Genomic DNA, 13,999 nt, shown 5'->3' on the forward strand with positions numbered 1-13,999 from the left:
GGAGAGCATGGTCTGCTCTCCGGCTTTTTTGATATCTATATGCGCTGCTTATCAGACGCAGCCGGAAGAGTTTTCCGCGTTGGACTTCAAGCGCTGCAGGCTCTGCATGGAGCCTGGATTGCCTGGCAGTTGGAAGGACTGTTCCTGCGAGGTGTAGATGTTGTTGACCAGCGCGAGGTCCTGCACAACGTTGGTGCTGCACTGCGTGCCGGAGAAGCGAACGCGGATGCGGTAGGCGCGCTCGCCAGAATCTGACGGGCCAAACTCATTGTCGAGTACAGCGTTGTCGCCGCGCACATAGCTTTCCATTACCACCATGTTTGGCTCGTTTTGCTGAACGATGGTGCCTTTGGCGCTTGCGCTGTTGACCAGAGTAGTGCGCACAACTTCAGGCGAAGCTTTGATCTGAATGGTTTGAGAATCGGCGTCCGCGCGGATGGATGGTTGCCCGCTGCGAGTGGATGGGCCGCTTTGGCAAGCTGCGAGAGCTGCCGTTAATCCGATAAAAATAAGTTTCTTCATAGCGTAAATCCTGCGGGTGACAAAAGCCGATGCAACTGCCGCCAACCGCGAAACTCTGTTGGGCGTGATTTCAATGGAACCACCCAATAAATTGGATTGGCCTCTTTCACATATGCGCGCCAGATGGCGTTTTGATGAGTACTATATGACCACAAGATGCAGATGCGCCAATAAAAACACAGCGATGTAAAGTTCTATAGCTTTAGAACACCTAAAATAATCGGGGCGGAAAAACAACGGAATCTTTCGATCAAAGAGACGTGAAAACCTCTGCATGTATTGAGTTGATTGGAAGCGTGGGGAAAGCTCTGCACAAGTGGCTAAAGCAGTTCGCTTTTTAGTTGAGGCAAATGAACTGCTTCAGCCTTTGATCTTGCGTATCTTCATCTGAAAACCGGTGCTCACTTTTCAGCGATACGCTTTAGACCACAAAAAATCCGGGCTGGAGGCTCCAACCCGGATTCTTATAAGGCAGATGCCTGCAAAAACTTAATCGGTCAGACCGCATGCGATCTTTGTTGCAAGCTTTGCGTTGTTCTTAACCAGCGCAATGTTGGTTGCCAGACTGCGGCCTGCTGTGCGCTCGAAGATATCCTGCAGAACGAATGGTGTTACGTCCTTGCCGGTGATGTTCTGTTCTTCAGCTGCCTTGATAGACGCATCGATGAACACCTGCATTTCGTCAGATGGGATTTCATCTTCAGCTGGAACCGGGTTGGTTACGAGCATGCCACCGTGATCGCCGAACTTCTCGCGGAACTTGATCAGCTTGGAGATGTCGTTTGCTTCATCCAGACGGTAAGGCGCTTTGATCTTGGAATCGCGGGACCAGAATGCAGGTACGTTTTCACAGCCAAAGCCGATGACTGGCACGCCGCGGGTTTCCAGAACTTCCAGAGTTTTCGGGATGTCGAGCAGTGCTTTTGCGCCAGCGGAGACAACACAGACAGCGGTGCGGGACAGTTCGTCCAGATCTGCGGAGATGTCGAAGGTGGTTTCAGCGCCCTTGTGTACGCCGCCGATGCCGCCGGTTGCGAAGACACGGATGCCAGCAGCGTGTGCTGCCATCATGGTTGCTGCAACTGTGGTGGAGCCGTTCTTGCCCAGAGCCATTGCGAAGGACAGGTCCGCGCGGGAGCATTTCATCACGTCTTTGGCGTTAGCCAGCTGGTCCAGAGTTTCGTCTTCCAGGCCGACGTGGAGTTCACCGTTGAGCACTGCGATGGTTGCTGGAACGGCACCGCCGTCGCGGATGATCTGTTCAACTTCGCGTGCTGTTTCAACGTTTTGCGGGTACGGCATGCCATGGGTAATGATTGTGGACTCCAGCGCAACGATTGGAGCGCCGCTGCTGAGAGCTTCTGCAACTTCTTTTGAATGATGGATTTTAATTGAACTTCCCATGGTTTTCCCAGTCTTTCGTATGTTGTTGGTGCTTAGGCATGTTCTAATAAACGAGCTTTAAGCGATTGGGGTGAAAGCGTTTCCGGCGCGGCGCCGGTCGCTTCCACTGTAATGGATGCAGAAGCAAGCCCGCTCTTTACTGCTGAATATGGGTCTTCATTGAGGCAGCTTGCATAAAGAAAGCCTGCAATGAAGGCATCACCGGCGCCGGTGACATCCACGGGAACAACAGAAAATGGAGTGTGCGAACTTGTGCTGCCTGCACAGTGAAGAGCCAGTGGCTTGTTGGCGTTGCTGACCAGAACGGTAGGAATACCTTTTGCAGCCAGCTGTTGGGCCAGCTCTTCTGCGGAAAGTTCCCCCGGCTCGCAATCCAGCAGGGCCGTGGCTTCATCTGTGTTGGTGAAAAGAATGTCAATTTGGGAGAGAAGGGGACGAAGTTTTGGTGCCTTTGCTATTGAGACCGTATCAGCGGCCAGAAGGCGATCCCCTTTGGAATTGGCGAGCGTGAGAAGCGTTTCTTCTTCCAGATTGGTTTCGCAGAGCCAGATATCGCAGTTCAGCAGTGCTTGCGGAATTGGATTTGCTTCTGAAAAACTCACTCTGGAGGTAATCTCGCTGTCCGAAATGGCTGAGAATAGTGTGCCATCCGGGTTGTGAAGGGCCAGATATGATCCGGTTCTTCCGTCAGCTACTGTCTTGATGCTGGATGTATTAATTCCGCATTCTGACAGGCTTTTTGCGAGGAACGCTCCGTCGGCGTCGTCACCCAGACATCCATGCATTGTCGGCTGCATGCCCAACCGCGCCATGGCGCGTGCAATGTTGGCTCCAACACCTCCTGCGCGGGACATAATTTTCCCTGGTGTTGAGGTGTCCGGTTTGAAGGGTCGATCTGCATGGGCAATCCTGTCCAGATGGATTGCTCCGATTACTCCGACCTGTTTAGACGACATAACCAATTCTTCCTCCCGACATCGAAAGACCGTTGATATGCAAGTTGGTTGGCCAAAGCAAGCTACGAGCAAATACAGACTGTGGGTGATGTATCAAAAGTGCATTTTTGAGGTTTGATTCCAGATGTGTGCCTCCAAACAGGTGCCAGGAAAAGTTATCTACATGTTGAACAATAGGAGAACGTATTGAAATTAATCCATTTTTATTAGTTAGTTATCAGGTATTGCGAAGTTGGAACAAAGTGAGTACAAATAACTGACTTTGAAACTGCACGTCCATCGTGAAATAAGGGATGAGAACGTATGGCACAAACTTCACTTCGCCTTGTTGAGGGCAATCAGATGGACAAAAATAAAGCACTGGATGCAGCGCTTTCCCAAATTGAACGAGCCTTTGGTAAAGGCTCCATTATGCGCATGGGCCAGGGACAGGCCGTAGAAATCCAGAGCGTTTCGACTGGTTCTCTCAGTCTGGATATCGCGCTGGGCATCGGCGGTCTGCCTAAGGGACGTATCATTGAGGTCTACGGGCCTGAAAGTTCCGGTAAGACCACGCTGGCACTCCACACTGTGGCGTCTGCGCAGCGCGACGGCGGCATCTGCGCATTTGTTGACGCTGAGCACGCACTGGACCCGGTGTATGCACGCAAGCTTGGCGTGAACATTGATGACCTGCTTATTTCCCAGCCAGATGCTGGTGAGCAGGCGCTTGAAATTGCAGACACTCTGGTTCGTTCCGGCGCGATTGACGTGCTGGTGATCGACTCCGTTGCGGCTCTGACACCAAAAGCTGAACTTGAAGGTGAGATGGGCGATTCGCTCCCAGGCTTGCAGGCTCGTCTGATGAGCCAGGCACTGCGCAAGCTGACCGCATCCATTTCCAAATCCAACACCATGGTGATCTTCATCAACCAGATCCGTATGAAGATCGGTGTGATGTTCGGTTCTCCTGAGACGACAACCGGTGGTAACGCGCTGAAGTTCTACGCTTCTGTACGTCTGGACATCCGCCGTATCGGTGCGATCAAGGATCGTGATGAAATCGTTGGTAACCAGACCCGCGTGAAGGTGGTGAAGAACAAGCTGGCACCTCCATTCAAGCAGGTTGAGTTTGACATCATCTATGGCGAAGGCATCTCCAAAATGGGTGAACTGCTGGATCTTGGTGTTAAAGGCGGCATTGTCGAGAAGTCGGGTGCTTGGTTCTCCTACAACAGTCAGAGGCTTGGGCAGGGGCGTGAGAACTCGAAAACCTTCCTGCGAGAGAATCCTGAACTGGCGGAAGAGATCGAACTTGCAATCCGGCAGAATGCGGGTTTGATTGCTGAAGCGATTGATGATCCGGAAAAAACTGCGGAAAACCAATAGAGTTTAGAGGGGCTGGATTTATCCAGCCTCTTTTTTTGTAGGGTTTTATGGACAGATTTGCTGCAGATGGCTAAAACGCGGCAGATACTAATTTTTGTTGCATCTTTCCGGATGCGCATACCCTGCAATTTGGCGGCTGTGATTGTTGAAGTAGCTGCCCACTAGAAAACGAGACGGACATCAAGACCTATGAGTGGCGTCAACGAAATTCGGTCGGCTTTTCTCGACTACTTTGCAAAAAACGGACACGAGGTTGTTCCTTCTAGTCCATTGGTGCCACGCAATGATCCGACATTGATGTTTACAAATGCGGGTATGGTGCCATTTAAGAACGTATTCACCGGCTTGGAAAAGCGGGACTACGTGCGTGCAACATCTTCGCAAAAATGTGTTCGTGCAGGCGGCAAGCACAACGATCTGGATAACGTTGGCTACACTGCGCGTCACCACACCTTCTTTGAAATGCTCGGCAACTTTTCCTTTGGTGACTACTTCAAGGAAAACGCGATTGAGCTCGCATGGAACCTGATCACCAAAGAATACGGCCTGCCTGCTGATAAGCTGCTTGTGACCGTTTACTCCGAGGATGATGAAGCCTTCAACATCTGGAAGAAGCTGACTGGTTTTGCTGATGAGAAGATCATCCGCATTCCTACTTCAGACAACTTCTGGGCGATGGGTGATACCGGTCCTTGTGGTCCTTGCTCCGAGATTTTCTACGATCACGGTGAGCAGATCTGGGGTGGCCCTCCAGGTTCTCCTGAGGAAGACGGTGACCGCTTTATCGAGATCTGGAACCTTGTGTTCATGCAGTATGAGCAGCTGGCTGATAAACGCATCGACCTGCCGCGTCCGTCTATTGACACCGGCATGGGTCTTGAGCGTTTTGCGGCGATCATGCAGGGCGTGCACAACAACTACGAGATCGACCTGTTCAAGGCTCTGATCGCGAGTTCTGAGCATTTGACTGGTGTTGAAGCTGCTGGCAAAGCACAGGCAAGCCACCGCGTGATTGCTGATCACCTGCGTTCCATGGCGTTCCTGATTGCTGATGGTGTTCTGCCATCCAATGAAGGTCGCGGTTACGTTCTGCGCCGCATTATGCGCCGCGCGATGCGTCACGCGAACCTGCTTGGTGCAAAAGAGCCGGTCATCTTCAAGATGCTTCCAACTCTGGTTCGTGAAATGGGTCAGGCTTTCCCTGAGCTGCCACGTGCGGAAAAGCTCATTGAAGAAACCATTCAGCTGGAAGAAAAGCGCTTCATCAAAACGCTTGAGCGTGGTCTCGGCCTTCTGGAAGATGCGACCAGCTCTCTGGGTTCCGGCGATCAGCTGGACGGTGAGACTGCATTCAAGCTTTATGACACCTACGGTTTCCCGCTTGATCTGACACAGGATGCCCTGCGCAACCGTGAGATCGCGGTTGATACTGATGGCTTTAACACCGCAATGGAGCGCCAGCGTGCTGAAGCGCGTGCTGCCTGGGCGGGTTCTGGTGATGCAGCGACGGATGCGATCTGGTTCTCCATCAAAGAGCAGGCAGGCGCTACTGAGTTCCTCGGTTATGAAACCGAAAAGGCTGAAGGTGTTGTGCTGAGCCTTGTGAAGGACGGCGAAGAAGTCAAAGTTCTGAAGCAGGGTGAAGAAGGTTCTCTGATCCTCAACCAGACCCCGTTCTACGGTGAATCCGGTGGTCAGGTTGGCGACTGTGGTACCATGGTTGCTGACGGTGTTTCCATCACTGTGACCAACACACAGAAGAAAGCTGACGGCCTGTTTGTGCATTCTGTTCGTGTTGAAAGTGGTGACGTGAATGTGGACGATGCGCTGGAGCTGATCGTGGATCATGCACGTCGCAGTGCCATTCGCTCCAACCACTCAGCAACTCACCTTGTACATGAAGCGCTTCGCGAAGTGCTTGGTACTCACGTGGCTCAGAAGGGGTCTTTGGTAACGCCTGAGCGTCTGCGTTTCGACTTCTCACATCCAAAGCCTGTGAGTGCGGAAGAGACCACCAAGGTTGAAGCTCTTGCGAACGAGATCGTGCTGCAGAATGGCGCTGTTGAGACTTCTCTGATGGAAGTTGATGAAGCGATTGAAGCTGGCGCGATGGCTTTGTTCGGCGAGAAATACGGCGATGAAGTTCGCGTGGTTTCCATGGGAACAGCGACAACCGGCGAGAAGGCTGGCAAGTCTTACTCTGTTGAACTTTGTGGTGGTACACACGTTAAGCGCACTGGTGACATCGGCCTTGTGACTGTTGTTTCCGAAGGTGCGGTAGCTGCTGGTGTGCGCCGTATTGAAGCGCTGACCGGTGATGAAGCCCGTAAGTATCTGGCTGAGCAGGATGCGCTGATGCGCGAAACTGCTGGCCTGCTGAAGGTTTCTGCTGCTGATGTTCCTGCGCGTATTGCGGGTCTTCTGGACGAGCGCAAGAAGCTGGAGCGTGAACTTGCTGAAGCGAAGAAGAAGCTTGCGATGGGCGGCGGTGGCTCCGGCGGAGACGCTGGTGTGACTGAGGCTGGTAAGTTCAAGCTGATGGCGCGTGTGCTGGAAGGCATCAACCCGAAGGATCTGAAGTCTGTTGCTGATGAAGGCAAGACTGCAATCGGTTCTGGTGTTGTGGTGCTGATCAGCAAAGCTGAAGATGGCAAGGCAGCGATCGTTGTTGGTTCAACCAAGGACGTGAGCGAAACTGCAAGTGCAGTTGATCTTGTGCGCATCGGTTCTGCGGCTCTTGGTGGTCGTGGTGGCGGTGGTCGCCCTGACATGGCGCAGGCTGGTGGCCTGATGCTGGCAAAGCAGAAGAAGCGATTGCTGCAATCAAGGCGCATCTTGAAACGCTTTAAAGCTGACCTGATAATCTGAGTTTCATGAAGGGGGGATTTAATCTCCCCTTTATTTTTTGTTAGTTACTTTTGAAGTTATTCGACTTTTGCATTTCCTTTTTTCTTTTGATGCTCGGGCATTTGTGGGGCTTTGGTGGCTAACTCGATCAAGTTGAAAGTGTACAACCTGCTGGAGCGCAGCAGTGCGGGCAATCGCCTGGCTCAGCAGATAGATGCCATTTTGATCGTCTTCATCGTTGTGAATGTGGGTCTTGCGGTTCTTGAGACGGAGCCGAGCATTGGCGGAGTGTATGTCTGGGAGATTTTTCTTCTTGATATCATCGCCGGATCTATTTTCGCGATCGAGTATCTGCTGCGCCTTTGGGTGTCTGATTTGCATCCGCCGCTGAAGAAGTATGGGCCTTTGAAAGCGCGTGTGGTTTATGCCTTGCAGCCGCTTTCCGTGGTTGATTTTGTTGCGGTGGTGCCGTTCTGGCTTTCTCTGTTCTTTGCAAGTATCAGCTGGAAATCACTGGTCATCTTGCGCCTGTTCCGCTTTTTGAAGATCGCACGTTACTCACCTGCTGTTCGGTCGCTTGTGTCAGCTGTGGTTGCGGAGCAGCGGGCGATTGTTGGCAGTCTTGTGCTGATTTTGGGTGTGGTGCTGGTTGCTGCAACGCTGCTTTACAGTGTGGAGCATGCCGCTCAGCCGGAGCATTTTGGCACGATACCAGCTGCTCTGTGGTGGGCGTTCTCAACCCTGACAACAGTTGGATACGGCGATGTGGTTCCGGTGACAGCTGCTGGCAAGATGATTGCGAGTATCGTGATGTTGATGGGCTACTGCTTGTTTGCGTTGCCGGTGGGCATTGTGGGCACCGCTTTTGCCCGCGAAATCCATAGCCGTGATTTCGTGGTGACCTGGGGCATGGTGGCTACTATTCCGCTGTTTGAGCGGCTTTCTGCTATTGAAATCGCAGCCGTTACTGAGCTTCTGCATTCCCACAGTGTGCCAGCCGGGCAGTCCATCTGTGAGAAGGGAGAGGATGGGAACAGTCTTTTCCTGATTGCCTCTGGTGAGGTGGAAGAAGTTTTTGACGATCACCGGGTGCTTCATGGAGAAGGGGAGCACTTTGGGGAGGCGTCTTTGTTTGGCCACCACAAACGGCGTGCGCGTGCTGTTGCCAAAACACCGGTGCAGCTGATGGTGCTCAAGATGGATGATCTACGTCGCTTCATGGATCGCAAACCCGCCGTGGCGAAGAAGATCATTGATGAAGCGATTGATGAGCGTAAAGCGCACCACGTGGATGTGGAGTTTACTTCCTAGGTTCGGTTGGGCTCTCCTTTCTGATGTAAGGGGCCAGTGCTTCTATCTTATCCGTCCAGATGTAACCGTTGAAGATGGCTGGAACTTCCAGAAGTTGCTCTGGCGTATCTATCCCAGCACCTGCGCCCTGTGATTTGTAAGGCCCGGCCAGAATGATCTCGCTTCCATATGCTTTCAGTCTGCTTTGAAACTTGTTTGGCCAGCCCCAGACGGCCCATGCGTAGTTTGAAGGCACGGTGATCACCGTGTTTCTGCAGGTTTGTGGGACGTAACCGCTCCATCCCAGTGCGATGTATTCCTTTAGGCAGGCTTTGGTTCTGGCCTTGTCGAAGCCCATGGTGTTTGCGGTGGACTCAGCCATGTACTGAGTTGGGTTTTGTGCTCCATAGACGGCCCAGACCTGCTGTTTCCATTGAGGGTGCTTCTCCAGTTTTGCCAGTAGTAGCTTGGCGGAGCGGAGTTCTTTTTCCTTGAAGTTGATCAGGAATTTCTTTTCCGGAAAGGCGAGAAACACTTCGTCCAGCTCTGGCATTGCACCAATGCCGGTGCCTCTGAGCGGGTAGGACTTGCCGTCATCGGCGGTGTATCCAAAGGCGATGTCCAGGGCTTTGAGCTCTGCGAGGGAATGATCCGTGTGATGCCTGAGCCGTTGGTTCTGCAATCGACCGTCCAGTCGTGGAACACGGCCAGCTTGTTGTCGGTGGTTGGGTGAATGTCCAGTTCGACGATGTCTGCCCCGGCCTCAAACGCGGCCTGCATGGAGGCGATGGTGTTTTCCAGATAGGGGTGGGAAGGCGTGTCGATGCGCTCTGCCGTGCAGGTTTTGTTGGTCAGGTTCTCGCGGTGATAGGTCTGGTGCACGCCGCGATGGGCGATAAATTTGGGCTTTCCAGAAGAAGGATCAAACGTCAGCCAGGACGCGTTGTAAAGGTAGATGCCTGCGGCAGCGAGCAGGAGGAAGAGCGCAATCTTTTTAAACATGAGAAGAGCACCGGTTTGAAATGAACACCGTGCCCTCAGGTTGAATTTGGATTGTGTTCGCACTTAGGCGTTGTTTGGGCGCACTCAAGGCTTTGTCGATTATCCTCTCTTAAAGTGCGGGCTGTTTGGAGGCTCGAAACAGCCCGTTGTGCTTGTTGCTTTATTGATCTGCTGTGTGACAACTGAATGTGATTTCAGAGCTGGCAGGGTTGTAGAAGTAGTTGCAATTCTGGAAGAAGAGCTGGCCACTGTTGAAGAACAGGGTGCTGCCTGCAGGGTGGTTCAAAGACCATCTGGCGGATTGGCCGAGTGGTTGGTCTGCTCCATAGGAAAGGTTGGTGAGAGGGACTTTGCTCTCTGGGTTGGCGAAGAGTTGGAAGTCGTAAGCTGATGTATCGATTTTTGACTTTGAAGTGCCTTCTGTACAGCATGGGGCTGAACTGCCAGCAACCGAGAGGATGCCGTAGCTGATGCCTGTATCCGGTAAGAAGCGGACTGGTTGCGGGGCGTCTGTTGGGAAGACCGGCTTGCCGGTTGCTTTGTCTCGCAATGCAAACGCCAGCTGTGGGGTTATGAGTGTTTCTGCGCTGTCTGTTGGCTTTGAGAGTGGCACCGTGATGGTTTGCCCGCGGTTGGGCAGCGGGTTTTGGGGTGAGGCGAGATAAACATCAAGGGCAAGGCTGCCTGCTTTGACGCTGCTCAGCGCATAGTTCTGCTGCGGGAGTGGTTTACCGTCGGTGTCGTCAAGGTTCAGGAAGGGGTTGTTGATGGCGTTGCTGTCGTCGTCTGTCTGAGAGAAGCTGCTGGCCTGATCAAAGCCGACACCCATCATGTAGACTTGCGGGTTGAGGGTGCAGCCTTCGGGCGGTGTGCTGGAGCAATTGGGTGTCTTACCTGCCGGACACCGCTGCACGGCGGCGTAGACCGGGAAGTCTTTCAGGTGTTTTGTTGGCTGCTGGCCAATGGTGCCGAAGGAGAGGTCTCTTTTGACGATGTATCCCGCATAGCTGTTGCCTGAGCTGGAGTATCCGAAGGGGACGCATGTTCCTCTGGATTTTTCGTCCTTTGTAGGCGTAAAGAACTTCGCTGAGCCGACGATGCCGGTGGAGCCTGTGTCCATGACAAAGTAGGAGTGCTTGCCGTCCGGGCGGTGCAGTTCCAGTTGGAAGTAGGTGCCAACTTTCTTGGCGGTGATGGGCTGCTCCTGTGCGTAGGCAGCTGAGCATAAGAGGATGCTTGCGGTCAGTAGTGAGAGTGCATTCTGCATGACTATCTCCTTTTCAGTGAGGGTAAGCTGGGAAAGGAGAATGTTGTCTTGCTTTGGTGCCTCTCAGATTTGACGGGGCTTTAAACGCAAAAAGGGTGCCCGGAGGCACCCTTTTCGGAAATCCAGCAGAGGCTGAGCTTATGCAGCTGCCATTGCTTTCTGAAGATTTTCGTCGACTTTGTCGAGGAAGCCAGTTGTGGTGAGCCACTTCTGATCTGGACCTACGAGCAGGGCCAGATCTTTGGTCATGTGACCGCTTTCAACTGTGTCGATACATACCTGCTCAAGAGTTTCAGCAAACTTCTTCAGCTCAGCGTTGTCGTCCAGCTTTGCGCGGTGAGCCAGACCACGGGTCCATGCAAAGATAGATGCGATGGAGTTTGTGGAGGTCTCTTCACCCTTCTGGTGCTGACGGTAGTGACGGGTCACGGTGCCGTGTGCAGCTTCAGCTTCAACGGTGCGTCCGTCTGGTGACATCAGAACGGAAGTCATCAGGCCGAGGGAACCGAAGCCCTGTGCAACGGTGTCGGACTGAACGTCGCCGTCGTAGTTCTTACAAGCCCAAACGTAGCCACCGGACCACTTCATTGCAGCTGCAACCATGTCATCGATGAGGCGGTGCTCGTACCAGATTTTTTCTGCTTCGAACTTCTCTTTGAACTCAGCTTCGTAGACTTCCTGGAAGATGTCTTTGAAGCGACCATCATATGCTTTCATGATGGTGTTCTTGGTGGAGAGGTAGCAAGGAACTTTACGGCCCAGAGCGTAGTTCATGGATGCACGAGCAAAGTCACGGATGGAATCATCCAGGTTGTACATTGCCATTGCAACGCCGGAGGATGGTGCGTCGAACACTTCGTGTTCGATCTCGGTGCCATCTTCGCCAACGAACTTAACAGTCAGCTTGCCTTTGCCAGGGAATTTGAAGTCAGTCGCGCGGTACTGATCACCAAATGCGTGACGGCCAACGATGATTGGCTGAGTCCAACCTGGAACCAGACGTGGAACGTTGGACATGATGATTGGCTCACGGAAGATAACGCCACCCAGGATGTTACGGATGGTGCCGTTTGGAGAGCGGTACATGCGCTTCAGGTCGAATTCTTCAACGCGTGCTTCGTCTGGAGTGATGGTCGCACACTTAACGCCAACACCGTATTTCTTGATCGCTTCAGCAGCGTCAACGGTAATCTGGTCATCAGTTGCATCACGAGACTCGATACCGAGGTCGTAGTACTTCAGGTCGATGTCCAGATAAGGATGGATCAGCTTGTCCTTGATGAACTGCCAAATGATGCGGGTCATCTCATCGCCGTCGAGCTCGACGACTGGATTTTCTACCTTGATCTTCGCCATATTAGTAGACCTCGTGTTTATTAGGTACGTGACAATGGAGCCGGTTAAGGCTCAAGTTGCCATGTGTATACACATGTGCGCAATTTAATGCCAGTGGAAATCTGCGGTTGGAGTGCCAGTAATACCAAATTCGTATGCCGCACTGAAGTGGTTGCCGCTAACAATTTGCTATTTCAACTGTATTTGCGCTCAACGATGGTTTGAATTGCTGTCTATAATTCCGCAGTCCCTCTTTCTTTTCGGGGAGTGATTGTCGGAGACTCTCGTGAGAGGCTGGGAACCGATTGTTCCGATATCCCAAGATGTTATCCACTAAGAGTTGTGTTTGCGTAGTTTGCTCTTAACTCTCAAAACATATCCAATTACTCTGACCATTAGATGGCGCCATAATTGGGACGCGAGCATTTTGTAGAGCGCGCAGGAGTCGGTTGCTGCGTTCTTTAGCTTAGGAGTTAGGGAAGATGCGGATTGTTGTAACCGGTATGGGGGTGGTTTCACCCCTGGGTGTTGGGATCAACCCGTTTTGGGAGCGTCTGGTAGCTTCCAGAAGCGGTATTCGCGCTCTTACCAGATTTGATGGAAGTGAGCAGGCTTGCCAGGTGGCAGGGCAGGTTCCCTCCATTGATGAAGATGAATTTGGCTTCGATGCCAGTGTGGCCATTCCTTTCAAAGATCAGAAGAAGATGGATCTGTTCATCCATTATGCTCTGGTTGCAGCCAAGGAAGCCGTTGACCAGGCTGGTTGGTATCCGGAAACGGATGAAGACAAGGAAGCCACGGCCACTATTATTGCCTCTGGTGTTGGCGGGTTCCCTGCCATGACCGGAGCCACACGCACCGTGGAGACCAAAGGCCCGCGGCGGCTCTCTCCGTTTATTGTGCCAAGCTTTCTGGCAAACCTTGCAGCTGGGCAGGTATCCATTGCCAACGGGTTCAAAGGCCCGCTGGGAACACCTGTGACGGCATGTGCGGCCAGTGTGCAGGCGATTGGTGATGCGGTTCGCATGATCAAGAGCGGTGAAGCGGATGTGGCACTTGCCGGTGGAGCTGAGGCTTGCATCGATGCAGTGTCGTTTGCTGGCTTTTCTGCTGCGCGTGCACTTTCCAGTGGCTTTAATGAGGAACCGCACAAAGCCTCCCGCCCATTTGACAGGAACCGCGATGGGTTCGTGATGGGTGAAGGGGCTGCGATGCTGGTGATTGAGCGGTTGGATCATGCGCTTGAGCGTGGAGCTACGCCGCTTGCTGAAATCCTTGGATATGGCACTTCAGCGGATGCACATCATGTGACGGCTTCCCCGCCGGATGGCGCGGGTGGTCAGGCTGCTATGCGTAAGGCTTTGAAGCAGGCCGGGATCAATCCCGATGACATTGACTACATCAATGCGCACAGCACCTCGACACCGGTTGGAGATGCGGCAGAGATTGCTGGCATTCAGGCTGTGTTTGGAGATCGCGGAAAAGATCTGGCTATTTCCTCAACCAAGTCGGCAACTGGTCACCTTCTGGGTGCAGCTGGTGCGATTGAGGCGATTGCCTCCATCATGGCTTTGAGGGAAGGGGTGCTTCCACCAACACTGAACTTGGAAGAGCCGGATGAGGCTGCTTCTCAGTTTGAGTTGGTGGCCAATGAGTCCAAGGAAAAGGACCTCAAATACGTCATGTCCAATGGCTTTGGATTTGGGGGCGTGAACGCCTCTGTCATTTTTGGAAAGCCAGGCTGAGGATTAAAGCAGGTTGCCATTCTGCGGAAACTACGAGTTGCTTTAATCCCCTGTTTAAGCGCTGCCTTGGTGGCTTAATAGCCATCTGATGTGGGCTGTGCGATATGGAGAGGGTAGAAGTTTTGGGAAAGGCTCAGAGATCTTTTGAGCCTTTTTTCTTTTTGCCACATTGGTCGATTAAGCGCGCTTAATCAGCTTAAAACGGCTCATGGTTCTTGCTGTTTTATCAAGCTGGTTTAGGTATTACTTATATACGCATTCTG

10 protein-coding genes and 2 pseudogenes are annotated in these 13,999 nt (G+C 52.6%); 5 read left to right on the forward strand and 7 right to left on the reverse strand.

The window, feature by feature from the left end; translation table 11 throughout:
• Positions 1-51: 51 nt before the first annotated feature.
• The 3 genes from JCM12308_RS02515 to JCM12308_RS02525 form a co-directional block, all read right to left on the reverse strand.
• A complete protein-coding gene (locus JCM12308_RS02515; protein ID WP_041768701.1) occupies positions 52-522 on the reverse strand; it encodes a hypothetical protein in 471 nt (156 codons plus the stop codon).
• 489 nt (positions 523-1,011) lie between these two features.
• Positions 1,012-1,926, reverse strand: a complete 915-nt coding sequence (locus JCM12308_RS02520) for a pseudouridine-5'-phosphate glycosidase (protein WP_054782758.1) — start codon at positions 1,924-1,926, stop codon at positions 1,012-1,014.
• Between the two features lie 32 nt (positions 1,927-1,958).
• Positions 1,959-2,882, reverse strand: coding sequence for a carbohydrate kinase family protein (locus JCM12308_RS02525; RefSeq protein ID WP_054782759.1), 924 nt, complete (start codon positions 2,880-2,882; stop codon positions 1,959-1,961).
• Positions 2,883-3,185: 303 nt separating this feature from the next.
• Here JCM12308_RS02525 and recA point away from each other — a divergent pair, with 303 nt between their 5' ends.
• The 4 genes and pseudogenes from recA (at position 3,186) to JCM12308_RS32930 (ending at position 8,408) form a co-directional block, all read left to right on the forward strand.
• Positions 3,186-4,250: a recombinase RecA gene (recA, locus tag JCM12308_RS02530; RefSeq protein ID WP_014286449.1), complete on the forward strand. Its 1,065-nt coding sequence runs from the start codon at positions 3,186-3,188 to the stop codon at positions 4,248-4,250.
• Positions 4,251-4,439: 189 nt separating this feature from the next.
• A pseudogene (alaS, locus tag JCM12308_RS02535) lies at positions 4,440-7,099 on the forward strand (alanine--tRNA ligase).
• A 244-nt stretch (positions 7,100-7,343) separates the two neighbouring features.
• A pseudogene (locus tag JCM12308_RS32925) lies at positions 7,344-7,913 on the forward strand (ion transporter); the annotation flags it as partial.
• Between the two features lie 93 nt (positions 7,914-8,006).
• On the forward strand, positions 8,007-8,408 hold the full coding sequence (locus tag JCM12308_RS32930; protein ID WP_373282324.1) for a cyclic nucleotide-binding domain-containing protein: 402 nt from the start codon (positions 8,007-8,009) through the stop codon (positions 8,406-8,408).
• Here the strand turns inward: JCM12308_RS32930 and JCM12308_RS31255 are convergent.
• The 4 genes from JCM12308_RS31255 to JCM12308_RS02555 all read right to left on the reverse strand — a co-directional run bounded on the left by JCM12308_RS31255 (position 8,398) and on the right by JCM12308_RS02555 (position 12,012).
• Positions 8,398-8,922 carry a PI-PLC domain-containing protein gene (locus JCM12308_RS31255; protein ID WP_244271815.1) on the reverse strand — a complete coding sequence of 175 codons (525 nt, stop codon included), beginning with the start codon at positions 8,920-8,922 and terminating at the stop codon, positions 8,398-8,400. The two genes, JCM12308_RS32930 and JCM12308_RS31255, sit on opposite strands and share 11 nt — an antisense overlap.
• Complete coding sequence (locus tag JCM12308_RS31260) at positions 8,889-9,389, reverse strand: glycerophosphodiester phosphodiesterase family protein (protein WP_244271816.1); 501 nt, start codon at positions 9,387-9,389, stop codon at positions 8,889-8,891. The genes JCM12308_RS31255 and JCM12308_RS31260 overlap by 34 nt, the downstream gene beginning before the upstream one ends.
• Before the next feature lie 160 nt (positions 9,390-9,549).
• Positions 9,550-10,656, reverse strand: coding sequence for a hypothetical protein (locus JCM12308_RS02550; RefSeq protein ID WP_054782761.1), 1,107 nt, complete (start codon positions 10,654-10,656; stop codon positions 9,550-9,552).
• Between the two features lie 138 nt (positions 10,657-10,794).
• The gene (locus tag JCM12308_RS02555) at positions 10,795-12,012 is read right to left on the reverse strand and encodes an NADP-dependent isocitrate dehydrogenase (RefSeq protein ID WP_008547468.1); all 1,218 of its coding nucleotides are present in this window, start codon (positions 12,010-12,012) and stop codon (positions 10,795-10,797) included.
• 461 nt (positions 12,013-12,473) lie between these two features.
• Between JCM12308_RS02555 and fabF the strand changes: the two genes are divergently transcribed.
• Complete coding sequence (gene fabF, locus JCM12308_RS02560) at positions 12,474-13,736, forward strand: beta-ketoacyl-ACP synthase II (RefSeq protein ID WP_008547908.1); 1,263 nt, start codon at positions 12,474-12,476, stop codon at positions 13,734-13,736.
• The last annotated feature ends 263 nt before the right edge of the window (positions 13,737-13,999 follow it).

This window comes from Pseudovibrio denitrificans JCM 12308, from assembly GCF_001310815.1.
GTDB classification, from domain to species: Bacteria; Pseudomonadota; Alphaproteobacteria; order Rhizobiales; family Stappiaceae; genus Pseudovibrio; species Pseudovibrio denitrificans.

Excerpts from the sequence above, each read along its gene's own strand:
- JCM12308_RS02550 (WP_054782761.1), bottom strand. The coding sequence starts at position 10,656 with ATGCAGAATGCACTCTCACTACTGACCGCAAGCATCCTCTTATGCTCA.
- JCM12308_RS02555 (WP_008547468.1), bottom strand. The coding sequence starts at position 12,012 with ATGGCGAAGATCAAGGTAGAAAATCCAGTCGTCGAGCTCGACGGCGAT.
- JCM12308_RS02520 (WP_054782758.1), bottom strand. The coding sequence starts at position 1,926 with ATGGGAAGTTCAATTAAAATCCATCATTCAAAAGAAGTTGCAGAAGCT.
- JCM12308_RS02515 (WP_041768701.1), bottom strand. The coding sequence starts at position 522 with ATGAAGAAACTTATTTTTATCGGATTAACGGCAGCTCTCGCAGCTTGC.
- JCM12308_RS32930 (WP_373282324.1), top strand. The coding sequence starts at position 8,007 with ATGGTGGCTACTATTCCGCTGTTTGAGCGGCTTTCTGCTATTGAAATC.
- fabF (WP_008547908.1), top strand. The coding sequence starts at position 12,474 with ATGCGGATTGTTGTAACCGGTATGGGGGTGGTTTCACCCCTGGGTGTT.
- JCM12308_RS02525 (WP_054782759.1), bottom strand. The coding sequence starts at position 2,882 with ATGTCGTCTAAACAGGTCGGAGTAATCGGAGCAATCCATCTGGACAGG.
- JCM12308_RS31260 (WP_244271816.1), bottom strand. The coding sequence starts at position 9,389 with ATGTTTAAAAAGATTGCGCTCTTCCTCCTGCTCGCTGCCGCAGGCATC.
- recA (WP_014286449.1), top strand. The coding sequence starts at position 3,186 with ATGGCACAAACTTCACTTCGCCTTGTTGAGGGCAATCAGATGGACAAA.